Genomic DNA, 17038 nt, shown 5'->3' with positions numbered 1-17038 from the left:
GTTCCTTTGCGGTTGGTGTTCGATCTCTGGTACCGGATGAACCGGACTACTTGACGCTCCCGGCGGTCAGCCCTGACTGCCAGTAGCGCTGCAGGTAGAGGAAGGCCGCCGAGATGGGGATGACGGTCAGCAGCGATCCCGTGATGACGAGGTGAGGGATGGCCTGGCCCCCGATGGAGCTCGACTGCGCCGACCACTGCGCCAGTCCGACCGGGAGCGGGTACCACTGCGCGTCGCTCAGCATGATGAGCGGCAGGAAGTAGTTGTTCCACGTCGCGACGACCGCGAACATGAGCACCGTGATCAGTGCCGGCGCGAGCTGCCGCAGCGCGATCACGAAGAAGATGCGGATCTCTCCGGCGCCGTCGAGGCGTGCCGCCTCGAGCAGCTCGTCGGGGATCGCGTCGCGGGCGTAGACCCAGACGAGGTAGAGGCCGAACGCGCTCACCATCGCCGGGATGATCACCGACCAGGGCGTGTTCGTCAGGCCGAGTCCGCTGAAGAGCAGGAACTGCGGGACCGCGAGCGCCGTGCCGGGGATGGCCATCGCGCCCAGGATGATCGCGAAGACCCACTTGCGGCCGGGGAACCTGTACTTCGCCAGCCCGTACCCCGCGAGGGTGGCGAGCAGGGTGGCTCCCCCGGCACCGACGACGACGTAGAACAGCGTGTTGGTGAGCCAGCGCAGGAAGATGCCGTCCTGGTACGTGAACGTGTCGGCGACGTTCTGGAAGAGCGAGAACTCGCCGCTGAACCAGAACGCGAAGGAGCCGTAGAGCGAGTCCATCGTCTTCGTCGAGTTCACCACGAGCCACCACAGCGGCACGAGGCAGTAGAGCATCATCAGCGTCATGAGGAGGCCGAGCAGGAGGGAGGGTCGCTTGTGTCGCGGCTTCGCCCTCGCGCCGCGCGCCGTGCCCCCCGGCAGGCGACCGCTCGCGAGACGGCTCGGCGTGCGGGCCAACCGGCGTCCGGTGCCGACGGCGCTCATGCCCCGGCCCCCTTCTTCTCGCCGCCGAGCTGGACGAGGTAGGCCACTACCATGGTGATGACTCCCGAGATGATGGCGATCGCTGCCGCGTAGTTGAACTGCGAGCCGGCGAACGACAGGTTGAAGGCATAGAGGTTCGGCGTGTAGTACGACGGGATCGAGTTCGGCGCGAGGGTCTGCAGGATCGACGGCTCGTTGAAGAGCTGGAAGCTGCCGATCACCGAGAAGACCGTGGCGATGACCAGCGCCCCCCGGATCGACGGGAGCTTGATCGAGAAGATCGTGCGGAACGTCCCGGCGCCGTCGATCTCGGCGGCCTCGTAGAGCTCCTGGGGCACCGACTTCAGCGCGGAGAAGAAGATGAGCATGTTGTAGCCCACGAACTCCCACGTCACGATGTTGCCGATCGAGACCAGGATCAGGTTCGATGCGAGCGGTGACGGCAGCTCCACCCCGAAGAAGTGGTTCAGGTCGGCGACGAGGCCGAACTGCGAGCCGTACATGTACCCCCAGATCATGACCGCGACGACCCCGGGGACGGCGTAGGGCAGGAAGATCGACAGCCGGTAGAACGGCACCCAGCGCAGGCGCGCGCTGTCGAGCGCGAGAGCCGCGAACAGAGCCAGCACGAGCATGATCGGGACCTGCACGAGGAGGAAGGTCGCGACCCTGGCCATGGCCCCCCAGAACTTCGGGTCGGCCAACGCCTGCGCGTAGTTCGCGACGCCGACGAAGGAGTTGCCGCCCATGAGCGTCTCGCGGAAGAGGCTGAGGTAGATCGCGTAGAACAGCGGCGCGAGGAAGACGAGCGCGAACACGAGCATGAACGGCCCGACGAACCACCAGCCCGCCCAGTCGCGGCGGATGCGGCGCCGAGGGGGCGATGCGGTTCCCGTCGCGGGGACACGCGCAGCGACCGCAGGCGCCCCGCCGGCCGACGGCTCGACCGCTGGGTGCTCGACAGCGCTGCGCGGCCTGCTGCCCGCCTCGTGAACTGATGACTTCTTCGACATTCGCGACCGCACTCCTTCGTGGGTGTTTGCGTTCCCAGCACGATATAAGCAACGATGATGTTTACGCAAACAGCCTGGAGCTACCGCGCGTCACGAAGGAGTAACGAATGCCGGCGACAGACCCTGAGGGCCCGGTCACGAGGGCGTGTCCGCAGACCCACGACCTGGGGCGCACGGCGACGCACCTCGCGCAGCGTGCGCGTCGGCGCCGAGCCCTCGACCGCACCCTCCCACCCGACACCGCCGTCCGGAGGCACTCATGATCACCACCGTCCATGTCGTCTTCAAGACGCACCTCGACCTGGGGTTCACCGACACCGCCGCGAACGTCACCGACCGGTACGTCCACGAGTACCTGCCGCGCGCCATCGCCCTGGCCGAGGAGCTCGAACGCCGGGGCGGCCCCGCTCGGTTCGTGTGGACCACAGGTTCCTGGTTGATCCACGAGGCGCTCCGCCTCGGCGACCCCACGGAACGCGCGGCCCTGGAACGAGCGATCCGAGCCGGTCGGGTGACCTGGCACGGGCTGCCGATGACCACCCACACCGAGCTCATGGACGCCGGCCTCGTCGAGCACGGCATCGGGATCGGCCGCTCGCTCGACGCGCGCTTCGGCCACCGGACGCGAGCGGCGAAGATGACGGACGTCCCGGGGCACACGATCGGGCTCGTGCCGTTCCTGGCCCGTGCGGGGCTCGACTTCCTGCACCTCGGCGTCAACGGCGCCTCGGCCGTGCCCGAGGTCCCCGAGTTCTTCGTCTGGCGCGCTCCCGACGGCAGCGAGGTGGTCGTCAACTACGCGCAGAGCTACGGGGCGACCGAGCTCGGCGTGGCCGTGGTGCCCGGGGGCACGCACGCCCTGCACCTCGCGCACACGGGAGACAACTTCGGTCCCCCGCCCGTCGACGAGGTCGAGGCGCTGTTCGCCGACCTCCAGGCCGCGCACCCAGGTGCTCGGGTGATCGCGTCGACGCTCGACACGTTCAGCCGGGAGGCGGTCGCCGCACGGTCCGGCCTGCCCGTGCTCGAGCAGGAGATCGGCGACTCCTGGATCCACGGCGTCGCGAGCGACCCGGTGCAGACCGCACGGTTGCGGGCGCTGCTGCGCCTGCGCACCGACTGGGTCGCCTCGGGCGCGCTCGTGCCCGGCACGGTCGAGTGCGACGCCTTCAGCGACGGTCTGCTGCTCGTGCCCGAGCACACGTGGGGCGAGGACCTCAAGACCTACCTCCCCGACTACGTGAACTACGAGAAGACCGACTTCGAGCGTGCCCGCGCGACCGACGTCGTCGACCCGGCGGCGAACCCCACGGCGTTCGACGAGTACGCGTGGGCGCACACCGAGCACCCGAGCCCCCAGGGCCTCGGGTACGCCGCGTTCGAGCGCTCGTGGGCCGAGCAGCGTTCCCACGTCGACCGCGCGCTCGCGGCGCTCTCCCCCGGTCTCCGCGCCGAGGCCGAGGCGGCGATCGCCGAGACCCGTCCTGCCGGCGGCGGTGCAGGGACGACGGGCGCACCCGTCGCCCTCGACGGCGAGCTGCAGCTCGGCGCCTATCGCGTACGCGTCGGCGACGACGGCGCGCTCGTCTCGCTGATCGACCCCGACGGCACGCAGTGGGCAGGGCCCGAGCATCCTCTCGGCGCCTACCGCTACGAGACGTTCGACGAGCGCGACGAGGCCCGCTGGATGAGCGAGTACTGCCGCGACCTCGACGAGAACGCCTGCTGGGCGGTGCCTGACCAGTCGAAGCCCGGTCTCGCGATCGCCGATCGCCTCCCGGCCACGACCTTCGCACCCCGCCTCGAGTCCGCCGGACGCCGGACCGACGGGACCGACACGGTCCTGTCCCTGCGGCTCGCGCTGCCCGACGTCGCGTGCGAGACCTGGGGAGGGCCACGGGACATCCGGCTGAGCTACCGCTTCCCGGGTACCCCGGGACCGATCGTGGTCACCCTCGACCTCTGCGGCAAGGACGCCTCCCGGCTCCCCGAGGCGAGCTGGCTGGGCTTCCGTCCGCGCACCGAGCCCGGTGACTGGCGTCTGACCAAGATCGGCACACCCGTCGACCCGCGGTCGGTCGTGCGCAACGGCAACCGCAGCATGCACGCGGTCGACGCCGTCGTGCACACCGCGGCGCGGACGTTCTCGCTGCGCCCGCTCGACGCGGCGCTCGTCGCGGTCGGTCGCCCCGCGCTCCTACGCTTCGACAACACCGTCCCCGATCCGGAGAAAGGCCTCCATGTGAACCTGCACAACAACGTCTGGGGAACGAACTTCACGATGTGGTTCGACGACGACCTGCGCTTCCGCTTCGTCCTCGCCCTCGGGGGTGCGCGATGACCACCACGACCGCGATGACCCCGGAGACCCCGGAGACCCCGATCACCGGCTCGCTCGTGACGAGCCCTCCCGTCGTGATGGCTCCGCGCCCCGACGGGTTCGAGGTCGTCTGGGGGGTGAGCAGGCTGTCCCGTGGCTGGGTCGAGTGGGAGGCTGCCGACGGCTCGCGCGGCACCGTCTCGGGCGACGCGTTCGGCATGGTGCCCCAGGGGGCCCGGGTGCTGCGCGTGCGGGTCGACGGCCTGCCGCACGGCTCGACCCTGCGCGTCAGGACCGTCACCGAGGCCGTCGACGCCTCGTCCCCTCGGCACGAGAGCGCCTGGAGGTCGGTGCGCATGCTCGACGGTGCGTCCGAGGACGCGCGCTTCGCGGTGTGGAACGACACCCACCAGCGCGACGACACCCTGAGGGCGCTGCACGAGGCGACCCCCGAGGTCGACGTGCTCGTCTGGAACGGCGACCTCTGCAACGACTGGACGGACCCGGCGGAGTTCGCCACGACCGTCCTGAACCCTGCGGGCCTGGACGTGAGCGACGGCCGGCCCCTCGCGATCGTCGTGGGCAACCACGACGTGCGCGGCACCTGGGCCTACCAGCTCGAGGACTTCGTCGCCACGCCGGAGGGGCGGCCGTTCACGGCGTACCGCGTCGGGCCGGTCGCGTGCATCGTGCTGCACACGGGCGAGGACAAGCCCGACGACCACCCGACGTTCGAGGGCCGTGTCGCGTTCGAGCCGCTGCGTGCCGAGCAGGCCAGGTGGCTGCGCGAGGTCACGGCGCGTCCCGAGATCGCGGACGCCCCCTACCGCGTGGTCTTCTGCCACATCCCCTTGCGGTGGATCGACGAGACCGTCGTCGACTACGACGCCGACGGCTACGACTGGTTCAGCCGCAGGAGCCGCGACGCGTGGCACGACACGCTCGTCGAGTGGGGGGCCCAGGTCGTCGTGTCGGGGCACACGCACTACCACGCCTCGCTCCCCGCGACCGAGGAGTTCCCGTACGCGCAGCTCATCAGCGGCGGACCCGATGCCGAGACGACCTCCGACGAGGCCGCCGCGTGGATCGACGGCTCGGCGTCGGCCGACGAGCTCGTGCTCACCATGCGCGACCTCGCCGGCACGGTGCTGCACGAGGTCCGTCTGCCACCGCTCACCTGACGACGAGACGACGAGGGGGCCGGGTCGCTCGTGCGACCCGGCCCCCTCGTCGTCCCCTCACCTCAGCGGCTTGCAGAGGAGCGCGTCAGGCACGCCCCCGTGGTTCCAGCGCCACGTGAAGGCGACGCCGGAGATGTACTCGCCGTCGGCGCACTGGCCCTTGTACCTGCCGGGCGCCCAGTCGCTCGCGGTCGAGCCGCCCCCGACCGGCCGGTTGTCCCCCTGGTCGAACCACACGAGACGGCCCTGGCTCGCGGGGAGCGCGGTCGCGCTCTGGCCGCACAGGAGCTTCGAGGTGGACCACTTGGTGGTCGTCCCGATCGTCAGGCTGTAGCCCACGGCCATCTGCCCGGCCGGGCACTGCAGCTTGTCGTACCTGCTCGCCCAGTCGGTCTGCACGGTCGACTCGTCCTCGACGATCGTGCGGACGTCGGTCAGCGCGGGCTGCAGGTTGTCGGTGCAGAGCGCTCGGTTGGTGCTCCGAGCGACCCCGACGAGCCGCTGGGAGTCAGGGCAGCTCCCCTTCCACCTGCCGGAGTCCCAGTCCGGCCGGGTGTTCATGAGAGCCGAGGCGTTCGTGTCGGGCGAGTGGCTGCCGCTGCCGAGCATGTTCCAGCGCGCCGCGCGCGCGACCTGCCCGGTCTTGCCGTCCGAGGCCACGAGCTTCGTCCACTGCGGGTAGCGCCAGTCGTCGGCGATGCTGAGCCGGGTGCCGTCGGTCTTGTAGGCGAGGAGCGAGTAGCTGTCGACGAAGGTGCCGTCGTCGGTGGCGTGGGCCACGAGGGGCCAGGCCGCGAAGTCGCTGTCGTTGGCGACGAGGATGTCGGTGAAGTTCGCCCACCACGCCTTGTCGAGGGCGCCCGTCTCGTCGGAGGAACCGATGCCGAACTCGCTGAACCACACGGGGGCGGTGTAGTGCTGGTTCGCCGTGGTGACGAACGCGGCGGCCTTCTTCACCTCGGCCGCGAGCTCGCTCGCACTGAGGTCTCGATAGCGCGCGTCGTGGGTCTCGCCGAGTCCGGTGGCGCCGGTGTGCTGCGGTCCGGTGTAGGCGTAGATGTGCGCCGCGTACACGAGCTTGTCGGGGTACGGGAGGGTGTTCGAGAGGTTCGCGACGGGCTTGAGGTGCGGCCGGTCGTGGAACAGGCCGTCGAGCGGGATCCCCTGCCAGTTGATGCCCTCCATGATCACGAGCACGTCCGGGTTGGCCCGCTGGATCGCGACGCCGGCCTGCTGGTAGGACTTGTACAGGTCGTTCTTGTCACCCATGCCCCAGTTGGGGTCGTCCAGGATGTCTCGGCGCACCTCGTTGCGCAGGTCCATCCCGACGACGCGGGGGTTGTCCGCGTAACGCTCGGTCAGCATGACCCAGTCGCTGATCCACTTCTCGATGGTCTGGCTGCTGTACGGCTTCGAGTTGCCGTCGTCGGCGCCGCAGCACCAGCGCGACGTCGTGGTGTGGTTGTTGAGGATGACGGCGAACCCGTCGGCCGTGAGCGCTTCGACGACCTCGTCGAAGACCTGCAGCGGTGTCATGCCCCGCAGCTGCGGGTTCGCCGTCACCGCGACGTCGGGCACGGGCGCGGTCATGCCGAGCATCTCGTTCGAGTAGGACAGCCGGATGCTGTTGAGCCCGAGCCCGTGGAAGTCGCTCATGAGGGTTGCCATCGGCACGCGGTCGAGGCCCATGGGGATGTCGTAGCTGATGCCGCTGTTGTGGTTGGCGGGGTCGTTCCTGTCGCCGCTGCCGTTCCAGTGCCCCTGCGCGCCGTCCCAGTTGGCGGACTTGAGCTTGAACCTGTCCCCGTCCGCGTCGACGACGTACCGACCGCGCGTGCTGAGCGGCGCGTCCCACGACGCCGACAGCTGCGGACCGGTCAGCACCCGGACTGCTCCTGGCGTGGCCGTGGTGGACGTGGTCGACGGGGACGCTCCGGGGGCGGCGGACGTCGGGCTGACGACCGACGTCGTGAGCCCGATCGTGACCAGTGCTACCGCGAGCCGCATGATGCGACGTTGCATGCTGCGAACCTCTCTGTTCGTCTCGTGCGTGTCCGCGGCGCTCGACGACGAAAGGCCGCGGCGCCGCGGCTGATCCGGTCAGGCTAGGTTGACGAACTGGCGATGTCAACGTAAACATCCGACGGGATGGCAACGTGAACATCGGCCTGGCTGCTGTGCGCGCCCGCCCTCAGCGCTGCGTCTCGAAGAACTCCCGGATGAGGTCGCCGCACTCGACGTCGCGGATCCCGCCGACCACCTCGACGCGGTGCGGGTTGCGGCGGTCGCGCACGATGTCCCACACGGACCCGCACGCGCCGGCCTTGGGGTCCCACGCGCCGAGCACGAGCCGCTCGACGCGCGCGAGCGTGGTCGCGCCCGCGCACATCGCGCACGGTTCGAGGGTCACGACGAGCGTGCACCCCTCGAGGCGCCACGAGCCGAGCGTCGCCGCGGCCTGGCGCAGCGCGAGGACCTCGGCGTGCGCGGTGGGGTCGCCGATCTCCTCGCGCCGGTTGCGGCCGAGGCCGAGGAGCCGCCCGTCAGGCCCGACGACGAGCGCACCGATGGGCACGTCTCCCGTGGCGAGGGCGTGGGTCGCCTCGTGCAGCGCGAGCCCCATGAGCTCGTCCCACACGGCACGGCGGGCCGCGACGGTGTCCGGGGGGAACGTACCCGTCGCCCAGGGCAGGTCGAGCCCGGCAGGGCCGGGTTCCGTGGCGGGGGCGACGTCGTCGGGGACCATGCTCCCGAGGCTACCGGGCGGTACCCTCGAACCATGCGCCTGCACGTCGCCGACCACCCGCTGGTCGCCCACAAGCTCACCGTCCTTCGCAACAAGGACACCGCCTCTCCGACCTTCCGCCTCCTGGTGGACGAGCTCGTGACCCTGCTGGCCTACGAGGCGACGCGGGACGTCCGGGTCGAGCCCCACGAGGTCGAGACCCCGGTCACCACGACGGTCGGGGTCCGCATCGCCGAGCCGCGCCCGCTCGTCGTCCCCATCCTGCGCGCGGGCCTGGGGATGCTCGAGGGCATGACCCGCCTGCTGCCGACGGCGGAGGTCGGCTTCCTGGGGATGCAGCGCGACGAGGAGACGCTCGAGGCCGTCACGTACGCGAACCGTCTCCCGGACGACCTGACGGGTCGCCACGTGTTCCTGCTCGACCCCATGCTCGCGACCGGCGGGACGCTCGTCGCCGCGATCGACTACGTGTTCGAGCGCGGCGCGCGGGACGTCACGGCCGTGTGCCTGCTCGCCGCCCCCGAGGGCATCGAGGTGCTCGAGAAGGCGATCGGCGACCGGGTCGACGTCCAGCTCGTCGTGGCTGCGGTGGACGAGCGGCTCGACGAGAACGCGTACATCGTGCCGGGCCTGGGCGACGCGGGCGACCGCCTGTACGGCGTCGTCTGAGACCAGCGGCCTCGTGGGGCGCGGGGTGAGCGGTCCGCCGGGTCGCCCTGCGCCCACGATGCCCGACGGCGTCACGTCCGTCCCATTTTCGCGTCTCACCCCATGAGATTCTTGGCTCCCGCCCTTGGCGACCCTCGACGTCGCTGCCATGCTCGCCACGTGACCCCCTCGCTGAGCTCCCGAGGCGCCGACCGGCGCCCGAGCGTCAGCATGTCCTCCAGCGTCTGTTGTCCGGCCTGACTCGCTCAGCCCTCTGACAACCCTGCCGACCCTCGTCGGCGCCGCTCCGGCCCCGGCCGTCGAGCGGAAGACCCTGGAGCCTCGCATGACCACCCTGACCCACCAGACCGCTCGCTCGCACGCACCCCACCGCCGCACCCACCCGGGCTTCGTCCTGTACGTCGGTGTCGACGCCGCGACCGGGGAGCACCCGCAGGCCGAGCTCGTCGAGCTCGCCGAGGCCCTCGGGGAGCTCGCCCGCGAGTGGCTCCCGGACGCCGAGACCTACACCGCGCTCACCCTCTCCGCGCCCGCGACCGACCGTCACGAGCAGCTCGTCGACGAGGGACGCCGCAAGGCCCGCGGCCGCAGCGCCGCGCGTCGGGCCGAGATCCCCACGCCCGCCCCCGACCTCGCACCGCTCGGCGACGTCCAGGCGTTCCGCGACCGCCTCGCGGCCCTGTCGCCGTTCCCGCGGGTCGTCATCGACCCGGCGAGCCGCCGCGTGACGGTCGACGGCTCCGAGCAGCGGCTGACCCACAAGGAGTTCGAGCTCCTGACGCACCTGTCCCGCTCGGCGCACCGCGTCGTGACCCGGGACGAGCTCCTGTCGACCGTCTGGGGAGCCGACGCGGTGCGCGACGGCAGCCGGACCATCGACGTCCACGTGCGCCGCCTGCGCGAGAAGCTCGGGCTCCAGCACGTCATCTCGACCGTCCGCGGGCTCGGCTACCGGTTCGACCCGCAGACCCACGTCGTCCTCAGGGGCTCGGGGGACGCCGCCTGAGGACCAGCGCTGCCGGGTCGCACGTTCGTGGTCTCGTGGGGGGATCCCGTCCGACCCGGCAGCAACCCCGCCGTGCGGCGACCGTCCGAGTTTGGTCGAGGGCCCCCGGCAGGGTTGGATGAGGGCGTCCGTCCCCCCGTCCCGTGAGGTCCCCGCCGTCGTGCCTGTGCTCCGCCCCTCCGCCCGTCCCCTCGCGGGCCTGATCGGGGCGGTCGCCTCGCTCGGCCTCCTGTCGGGATGCGTGGGCACCGAGGTCGCCGCAGCACCCGCCCAGGTGCGCGAACCCGCGATCGACCACGCCGCGGCCGCCACCCTCTTCGGGTCGCTCTCCGCCACGCGCAACGCCGCGAACGCAGCGCGCGACCCGGCCGTCCTCGCCCGCATCGGGACGGGCCCCGTCCTGCGGTCCTCGACGTTCGCCTTCGCGGCGCAGAGCGCGCAGTCGGCGGACCCCGTGGCGCCCCACACGTCCGTGCCCGGAACGCTCGCCGCACCCACGGCAGGGACCGCGGACTGGTTCTACTCCCTGGGCGCACAGGGCGACCCGGCGGCGTCGGACGGCGAGTTCGTCGAGTCCACGCTCTTCACCCGCGTGTCCGCGGACGCACCCTGGCTGCTGACCTACCAGCTCGCGACGGACCCGGCCCTCGCCCTGCCGCAGCCGGTGCTCACGGGAGGGACCGCCGTCGGGCCGGACGACGCAGGGCGTGCCCGCGGGGACGCCGCACTCGACGAGGTGCTCGACTTCGCCCGCACGGGCCAGGCGGCCCCCACCCTCGACGTGACCGACGCCGACCAGCTCGCGACCGCGCACGCCCAGGGCTTCCCCGTCCCGGACCTGTCCCCCGCGAGCGGCACCGAGGAGCGCTCGTGCGGGTACGAGGAGCCCGGCCCCGCCTGGCTCACGGCCGCCGAGGGCATCTTCACCCTGGTGTCCGTCGAGTGCACCCAGACCGTGGCGCTCACCGGCGGGTGGACCGCGCCCACCCCCACGACCGGCACGCTCGGCACCGTCCCTCCGGGGGTGCGCCTGTCCGCGTGGACCGTCACGCAGACCGTCACGGTCCTCGTCGAGGTGCACGACGACGGCACGTCCCGGGTGGTCGGGTCCCGGCTGCGCCCGGTCCGGACGGACGTCACACTCGCCCCGTGACCCCGGTCGCTGCGGACGCCCGGGGCCCGGCGTAGGTTCGGTCCATGAGCGACACCACCGGTTCGAACCCCGTCCCCCGCGGCTGGAAGCGCCGCGGCCCGCACTTCACCGACCGCATCACGGCCGACAGCACCTCGTCGCCCGGCGGGCAGGGCGACGACCAGGGCCGCTGGCCCGTCGAGCCCGGGCGCTACCGGCTCGTCGCGAGCCTCGCGTGCCCGTGGGCGCACCGGTCGATCATCGTGCGTCGGCTGCTCGGGCTCGAGAACGCGATCTCGCTGGGCGTCGTCGACCCGATCCAGGACTCCCGGTCGTGGCGCTTCACGCTCGACCGCGACGGGATCGACCCCGAGCTCGGCTCCCACTTCCTCGCCGAGCACTACCTCGCGCGCGACCCCGAGGACGACGGCGGCGTGAGCGTACCCGCGATCGTCGACGTCCCCTCGCGCCTGCTCGTGACCAACGACTACCCGCAGATCACGCTCGACCTCTCGACCGAGTGGACCGCCTACCACCGGCCCGGCGCACCGGACCTCTACCCCGAGGCGTGGCGCGACGAAATCGACGACGTCGCCGAGAAGATCTACCTCGACGTCAACAACGGCGTGTACCGCGCCGGGTTCGCCGACTCGCAGGAGAAGTACGACAAGGCGTTCGGGATCCTCTTCGAGCGCCTCGACTGGCTCTCGGACCGGTTGTCCGAGCGCCGCTACCTCGTCGGTGACCACCTCACCGAGGCCGACGTGCGCCTCTTCACGACCCTGGTGCGCTTCGACGCGGTCTACCACGGGCACTTCAAGACCAACCGCAACAAGATCACCGAGGACAAGGTCCTGTGGGGATACGTCCGCGACCTGTTCCAGACGCCCGGGTTCGGTGACACCGTGAACTTCGAGCACATCAAGCACCACTACTACCGGGTCCACTCCCAGCTCAACCCCAGCGGGATCGTGCCCGACGGTCCCGACCTGTCCGGATGGCTCACGCCGCACGGGCGCGAGGCGCTCGGCGGCTCGCCCTTCGGCGACGGCCACGCGCCGACTGCCGCGACCGACCTGGCGTCCTACCACCTCGCCCCGCTCGCCGTGCCGGTCGCGGGCGATCCGCAGGCAGCGCGCCCCAGGGACTGACGCCGGCCGGGCGGGGCCACGGCACGCCGCGCCACGTCACGGCACGCCACGCCTCGCCACCGCACACAGGCGAGCCAGGCCGCACCACGGCGACCGTCGAGCGCGGGCACCGCGCGCACGAGGGAGGGACCGAGACGCTGCGTCTCGGTCCCTCCCTCGTGCCGTTCGCGGCCGACCCGTCAGGTCGACGAGCGACCCGTCAGGTCACCTGCCGCTCTCGTCGTGCCAGAAGTACGGGCCGAGCGGGGACGTCGGTGCGACCGAGACGCTCCACACCGTCGCGGTGTAGTTCCGGCCCTCGTACGCGACGCGGTCACCCAGGCGGTAGGCCTCGGTCCAGTGCCACGCCGGCAGGCACGACTGGCCCGCGACCTGGAACGTCCAGGAGTGCCCCGAGTCCGCCACGACGCGGTACGTCGCACCGGCCTCGGGCACGTTCGGCACCTTGAGCTGGACCCTCTTCTGGTCCTGCACCACCCGGTGCGTCTCGGGCGCGAGGACACCGTTCACCTCGACGTGGAACGTGACGGCCGCGGTCGAGGCGGTGTTGTCGTACACGAACGTCACGGGCCGGTACGACTGCTGCTCGTTGTCCTCGAAGTAGCAGACGCCCAGGATCGGGGCGCCCACCGTCGGCGCGAACACGTCGTAGCGCGCGGCCTCGTACTTGGCAGTCACGGTGTTGCTGCGGGCCACCCCGTCGGCTGTGACCGACTGCTGGAACTGGACCGTCCCGGCGGGGAGCCGGGTGACCCCCGTCGGCAGGAAGAACTCCTGGGTGGCCCCGGCCGGGACGTCGACCGCCGCCCCGGCGAAGCCGTACACCGGGGAGTACATGCGCACCCGCACGGTCCCCGGTGAGGTGTTGGTGTACGTGCCGACGATACGGACCGACTTGTCGGCCGCCTCCGCACGGGCGCTCTGCGTCGCGGACCAGCTCGGGACGTAGCAGCTCGCGGCAGGGATCACCTGGCTCGCGACCTGCCGTCCGTCGGCCGAGACCGTGAACGTGGCGCCCTGGTACCCGGCCGACACCGTGACCGGGACGACCTTCCCCGGGGCCACGACCTGTGAGAGGTCGTCGCGACCCGCGACCGTGAACTGCACCGGCAACGTGGAGGACGAGTTGTCGAGCATCAGCGTCACGGAGGTCGAGGACGCGTGCGCGGCCGGGTCGTAGACGCACTGCCCGGCCGTGACGGAGGCCTTCGGGGCGATCGCCGCACGGTCGTACGGGGCGACGACCTCACGCTGGTACCCCTTGCCGGCGGCGCCGGTCTCCGCGACCCACCGGTACTGGCGGAAGGTGACCTTGCCGGCGTCGACGGACTGGCGCCCGGTGTCGATCGTGAACGAGCCGGTCTGCCCCGCGGCCAGCGTGACCTTCTCCGAGTCCTTCGTTCCCAGGCCCGCCGGCGCGAGCATCCGCACGTCCATCGCCTCGGCCGTGGTGTTCACCACCGTGCCGGTCAGACGCACCTGACCGCCCACGTTCTCCGCAGCGACCGACACGTCCTGCGACCACTGCGGCACGTAGCAGCTCTCGCCACGGACCGTGAACGACCCGACGACCCGACCGTCCGCGAGGACCGTGAACTCGTGCGCGTCGAGCCCGCGCAGCAGACCCGGTGCGGTCACCGTCGCCTTCTCGCCCTTGCCGACGACCGTGCGCAGACCGTCCTGACCGGCCACGCCGAACTCGACGGGAAGCGTCGAGGCCGAGTTGTCGAACGAGAGCTCGACGTCGGCGACCGAGGTCCGCGACCCGAGGTCGAAGACGCACTGCCCCACCGTGGGCGCCGCGGCCTGGGGTGCGATACGTGCCCCCGTGTGCCCGACCTCGAGCGGCTGGTCGTACTCGCCCGGGTCACCGTCGGCGTCGGGGACGGACAGGTGCTGGTGCACGAGCAGGTCGCCGGAAGCCAGGACCTGCTCGCCGGTCGACCGGAAGAACGTCGCACTCGTGCCCGGGTCGATCGTGACCGTCCCTCGCGAGGCTTCGTCGGCACCCACCGGCGTCATGTCGTCGACCTGGACCGTCAGAGGACGACCGGTCGAGTTGGTGACGGCCGCCTCGAGACGGACGGACCCCGCCTCGTTGCTGGTGCTCGTCGTCACGTCGGCGCCCGACAGCCACTGCGGGACGAAGCAGTCCTTGGCAGGGACGCCGGCCACCGGTACCTTCCGCGTGAACTCGCGCGCCTCGACCGTGGTCACGAGCGTCAGGGACGCCGAGGCGTCCTTCGGGACGCGCAGGTCGTGAGGCACCGCGAGCTGCGTGCTGGCTCCGCGAGGCACGGACACCGTCGGAGAGGTCACGGCGTCGACCCCGAGGCTCACCCGGAGGTCGTCGTAGGCCGTCGTGTTGGTGACGCCCTTCAGCACGACGGTCGCGGCGCCGTCGACGCACTGGGCGGCGAACGCGGCCCCGGCGGGGGCCTTGTCCGCGCCGGCCCAGGGCTCGCCGACCGTCAGGTCCGCGCTCGCGGTGTCCCTCAGGACCCGGCCGGCGGACGACGTCGTCGCGGAGAACGAGAGACCTGCCGTGGTCGCCTCGGCCCCGTCTCCCGCGAGGAGCTGGATGTCGAGCGCAACCGGCGGGCCGGACGTCTGGCTCCCGCCGGGAGCCACGAGCGCCGCGCCTTCCGTCGGCGTGCACCTCAGGGACGCGTCTCCCGGCGTGCAGGCCCACCTGTCGTCCAACGACCTCGCGGTGACGCCGGCGGGCAGGTCGCCCACGAAGAACACCACGCCCTGGGCGTCGACGTCACCCGTGTTGCGAGCCGTGAGCCGGACCGCGGTCGCGCCGGGGTTCACGAGCGGGCTGACGGTCGGCGTCACCAGGTCGACCTCGGCGCCGTACGACGGCACGGGCGCCGGCACGTACTCCTTCATCACGGGGGTCAGGCCCTTGCCGTGCACCGTGCCGCCGAACGTGTAGCTCCCGCCCCGCGAGGCCTGGACGGTGACGACGAGGTCCTTCGTCTCCCCGGGAGAGAGCACCCCGACCGAGCACGTGACGAGCGACGACCCGTCGCTCTGCGGCGACGCCGGGCCGCAGGGCAGTGCCGCGAGCCGGATCGCCGGGACGACGCCCCGGCCTGCGGTGACCGCGGAGGTCACGACCGAGACGTTCGGCGGGAGCGTCACGTCGACGACGACCTCCTCGGCGGACGTGCCGCCGGAGTTGGACGCCGTGAGGGTCAGGTCCTCGGGGTCGCGGGGAGCGAGCGTGAGGGGGGCGAACGCGAGGTCGAGAGACGCCGGGGTCGGCGGGTCCACGGGGACGACCGGGTCCGGTGCTCCAGGGATGACGGGGACGACCGGGGTCAGCGGGAACGTCGGAGGCACGAGGGGCGTCGTCGGCTCGCCCTGACCGGCCGGCGCCGTGTCGGCCCCCGCAGCAGCGCTGCCGTTCGAGGCCGGCGCCGCGGGGTCGGCAGGCGCCTCGGCGAGCGGCGCGGTGTTCGCCGGGGAGGTGGGGTCGTCGCTCGGGACCGAGGGCTGGCTCGTCGGAGCGCTCGTAGGAGCGCCCGACGGCGACGTCGAGTCCGACGGGTCGGGACTGGCACCCGCGCTGGGGGGCGGGTCGGACGAGAAGCCACCGGACACGGCGACGACCCCCGCGCCGACGGCCGCGACCGCCACGACGCCCACGGCGGCGGCGATCAGAGGGGATGCCGCGATGAAGGCCGCCAGGCCGGTCGCGCCGGCCGCAGCAGCGGCGCCCGTGCCGACCGCGGCACTCGCGCCGACGGCCGCGGCCGCACCGAGCCCACCGCTCGTGGCGGCCGCACCGGCCGCAGCGGCCCCGCCCATCGCGCCGGTACCTGCGGCTCCGCCGGCGGCACCGGTCCCGGCCGCGGCCCCGCTGCCACCTGCGGCGGCGCCGGAACCGGCAGCACCGGAACCCGAGGCCCCGGCTGCGCCGCTCCCCGCGCTCCCGCTCGCACCGCCCGCAGCGCCCGTCGCCCCGGCCGCCCCGGCACCGACCGCCGCGCCCCCCCGTGAGCGGGAGCGCCGTGCCGACCAGAGCCAGTCCCGCGGCTCCGAACACCAGCGGTGCGATGACGGCACGCATGCCGTGCGAGACGTCGCCGAGCTCGAGCACGAGCGCGCGGCACTCACCGCACTCCTCGAGGTGGGCGTCGACCTTCGCGGTCTCACGCTTCGCGAGACCGCCACGGACGTAGGAGCCGAGCAGGGGGTTGACGTTCTCGCACCCGGCGCTGCTCGTGCCCGTGAGGTGCTGCTGGAGGTAGGCCTGGCGCAGCCCCTCCCGGGCACGGTAGGCGAGCGCCGAGACACCGTTGGCCGTGAGCCCGAGGAGCGGAGCGATCTGGGCCGGGTTCATCTCCTCGACCTCGGTGTACCAGAGCACGGCCTGCCATCGCTCGGGCAGACCTTGGTAGGCCTTGGTCACGACGGATCGTTCGAACCCCAGGAGCGTGGGGTCCTCGGTCGACGCCATGGGTCCGAACGCGCTCTCGAACGTCTCGATGTCGTCGGTGGGCTGCGTGCGTCGGCCCGCGTTCGACAGGTCGTAGGACAGGCGCCGGACGACGGTGAAGAGGTAGGCGCGGAACGTCACGTCGGGTCCGCCACCGGACTGCAGGATGCCCAGGACCTTGGCGAAGGCTTCGGACACCATGTCGTCGGCGTCCGAGCCCGAGCGCACGTACTGGCGCGCCACGGTGCGCGCCGCGGCGGCATGCCGCTCGTACAGCGCACCGAATGCCGCGTAGTCTCCCGCACGAACGGCGGTGATCAGCTCGGCATCGCTCGTCGGGGCATCGTCCCTCGACGTGTCGACCTGCGTCATGCCCTAC

At 72.0% G+C, this 17038-nt stretch carries 11 protein-coding genes and 1 pseudogene; 6 read left to right on the top strand and 6 right to left on the bottom strand.

Features of this window, described 5'->3' with window-relative positions:
• Positions 1–46: 46 nt before the first annotated feature.
• Complete coding sequence (locus JOD49_RS13650) at positions 47–991, bottom strand: carbohydrate ABC transporter permease (protein WP_205307657.1); 945 nt, start codon at positions 989–991, stop codon at positions 47–49.
• Positions 988–2004, bottom strand: coding sequence for a carbohydrate ABC transporter permease (locus JOD49_RS13645; RefSeq protein WP_372441308.1), 1017 nt, complete (start codon positions 2002–2004; stop codon positions 988–990). The genes JOD49_RS13650 and JOD49_RS13645 overlap by 4 nt, the downstream gene beginning before the upstream one ends.
• Positions 2005–2263: 259 nt before the next feature.
• On the opposite strand from JOD49_RS13645, the gene JOD49_RS13640 reads away from it, so the two are divergent.
• Both JOD49_RS13640 and JOD49_RS13635 read left to right on the top strand, forming a co-directional pair.
• A complete protein-coding gene (locus JOD49_RS13640) occupies positions 2264–4345 on the top strand; it encodes a DUF5054 domain-containing protein (RefSeq protein ID WP_205307656.1) in 2082 nt (693 codons plus the stop codon).
• Complete coding sequence (locus JOD49_RS13635; RefSeq protein WP_205307655.1) at positions 4342–5505, top strand: metallophosphoesterase family protein; 1164 nt, start codon at positions 4342–4344, stop codon at positions 5503–5505. Before JOD49_RS13640 ends, JOD49_RS13635 begins: the two co-directional genes overlap by 4 nt.
• A 57-nt stretch (positions 5506–5562) precedes the next feature.
• On the opposite strand, the gene JOD49_RS13630 is transcribed toward JOD49_RS13635, so the two are convergent.
• Both JOD49_RS13630 and JOD49_RS13625 read right to left on the bottom strand, forming a co-directional pair.
• Complete coding sequence (locus tag JOD49_RS13630; RefSeq protein ID WP_205307654.1) at positions 5563–7527, bottom strand: glycoside hydrolase family 5 protein; 1965 nt, start codon at positions 7525–7527, stop codon at positions 5563–5565.
• Positions 7528–7696: 169 nt separating this feature from the next.
• Complete coding sequence (locus tag JOD49_RS13625) at positions 7697–8128, bottom strand: nucleoside deaminase (protein WP_030153537.1); 432 nt, start codon at positions 8126–8128, stop codon at positions 7697–7699.
• 156 nt (positions 8129–8284) lie between these two features.
• Here JOD49_RS13625 and upp point away from each other — a divergent pair, with 156 nt between their 5' ends.
• From upp to JOD49_RS13605, 4 genes are all read left to right on the top strand, one after another.
• A complete protein-coding gene (gene upp, locus JOD49_RS13620; RefSeq protein WP_205307653.1) occupies positions 8285–8920 on the top strand; it encodes a uracil phosphoribosyltransferase in 636 nt (211 codons plus the stop codon).
• 325 nt (positions 8921–9245) lie between these two features.
• Positions 9246–9926: a winged helix-turn-helix domain-containing protein gene (locus tag JOD49_RS20575; protein WP_205307652.1), complete on the top strand. Its 681-nt coding sequence runs from the start codon at positions 9246–9248 to the stop codon at positions 9924–9926.
• Positions 9927–10086: 160 nt separating this feature from the next.
• The gene (locus JOD49_RS13610; RefSeq protein WP_205307651.1) at positions 10087–11079 is read left to right on the top strand and encodes a DUF8094 domain-containing protein; all 993 of its coding nucleotides are present in this window, start codon (positions 10087–10089) and stop codon (positions 11077–11079) included.
• A gap of 44 nt (positions 11080–11123) precedes the next feature.
• Positions 11124–12209, top strand: a complete 1086-nt coding sequence (locus JOD49_RS13605) for a glutathione S-transferase family protein (RefSeq protein WP_205307650.1) — start codon at positions 11124–11126, stop codon at positions 12207–12209.
• 204 nt (positions 12210–12413) lie between these two features.
• Here JOD49_RS13605 and JOD49_RS13600 read toward each other — a convergent pair whose 3' ends face one another.
• Entirely contained in the window at positions 12414–16028 is a 3615-nt protein-coding gene (locus JOD49_RS13600) for a DUF11 domain-containing protein (protein ID WP_205307649.1), read from the bottom strand.
• Between the two features lie 310 nt (positions 16029–16338).
• A pseudogene (locus JOD49_RS20915) lies at positions 16339–17031 on the bottom strand (sigma-70 family RNA polymerase sigma factor); the annotation flags it as partial.
• Between the last annotated feature and the right edge of the window lie 7 nt (positions 17032–17038).

The sequence above is a fragment of the Oerskovia jenensis genome, assembly GCF_016907235.1.
GTDB lineage: Bacteria > Actinomycetota > Actinomycetes > Actinomycetales > Cellulomonadaceae > Oerskovia > Oerskovia jenensis.
The sequence above is the reverse complement of the archived record's forward strand: the minus strand, read 5'-3'. Positions and strand labels throughout refer to the sequence as shown.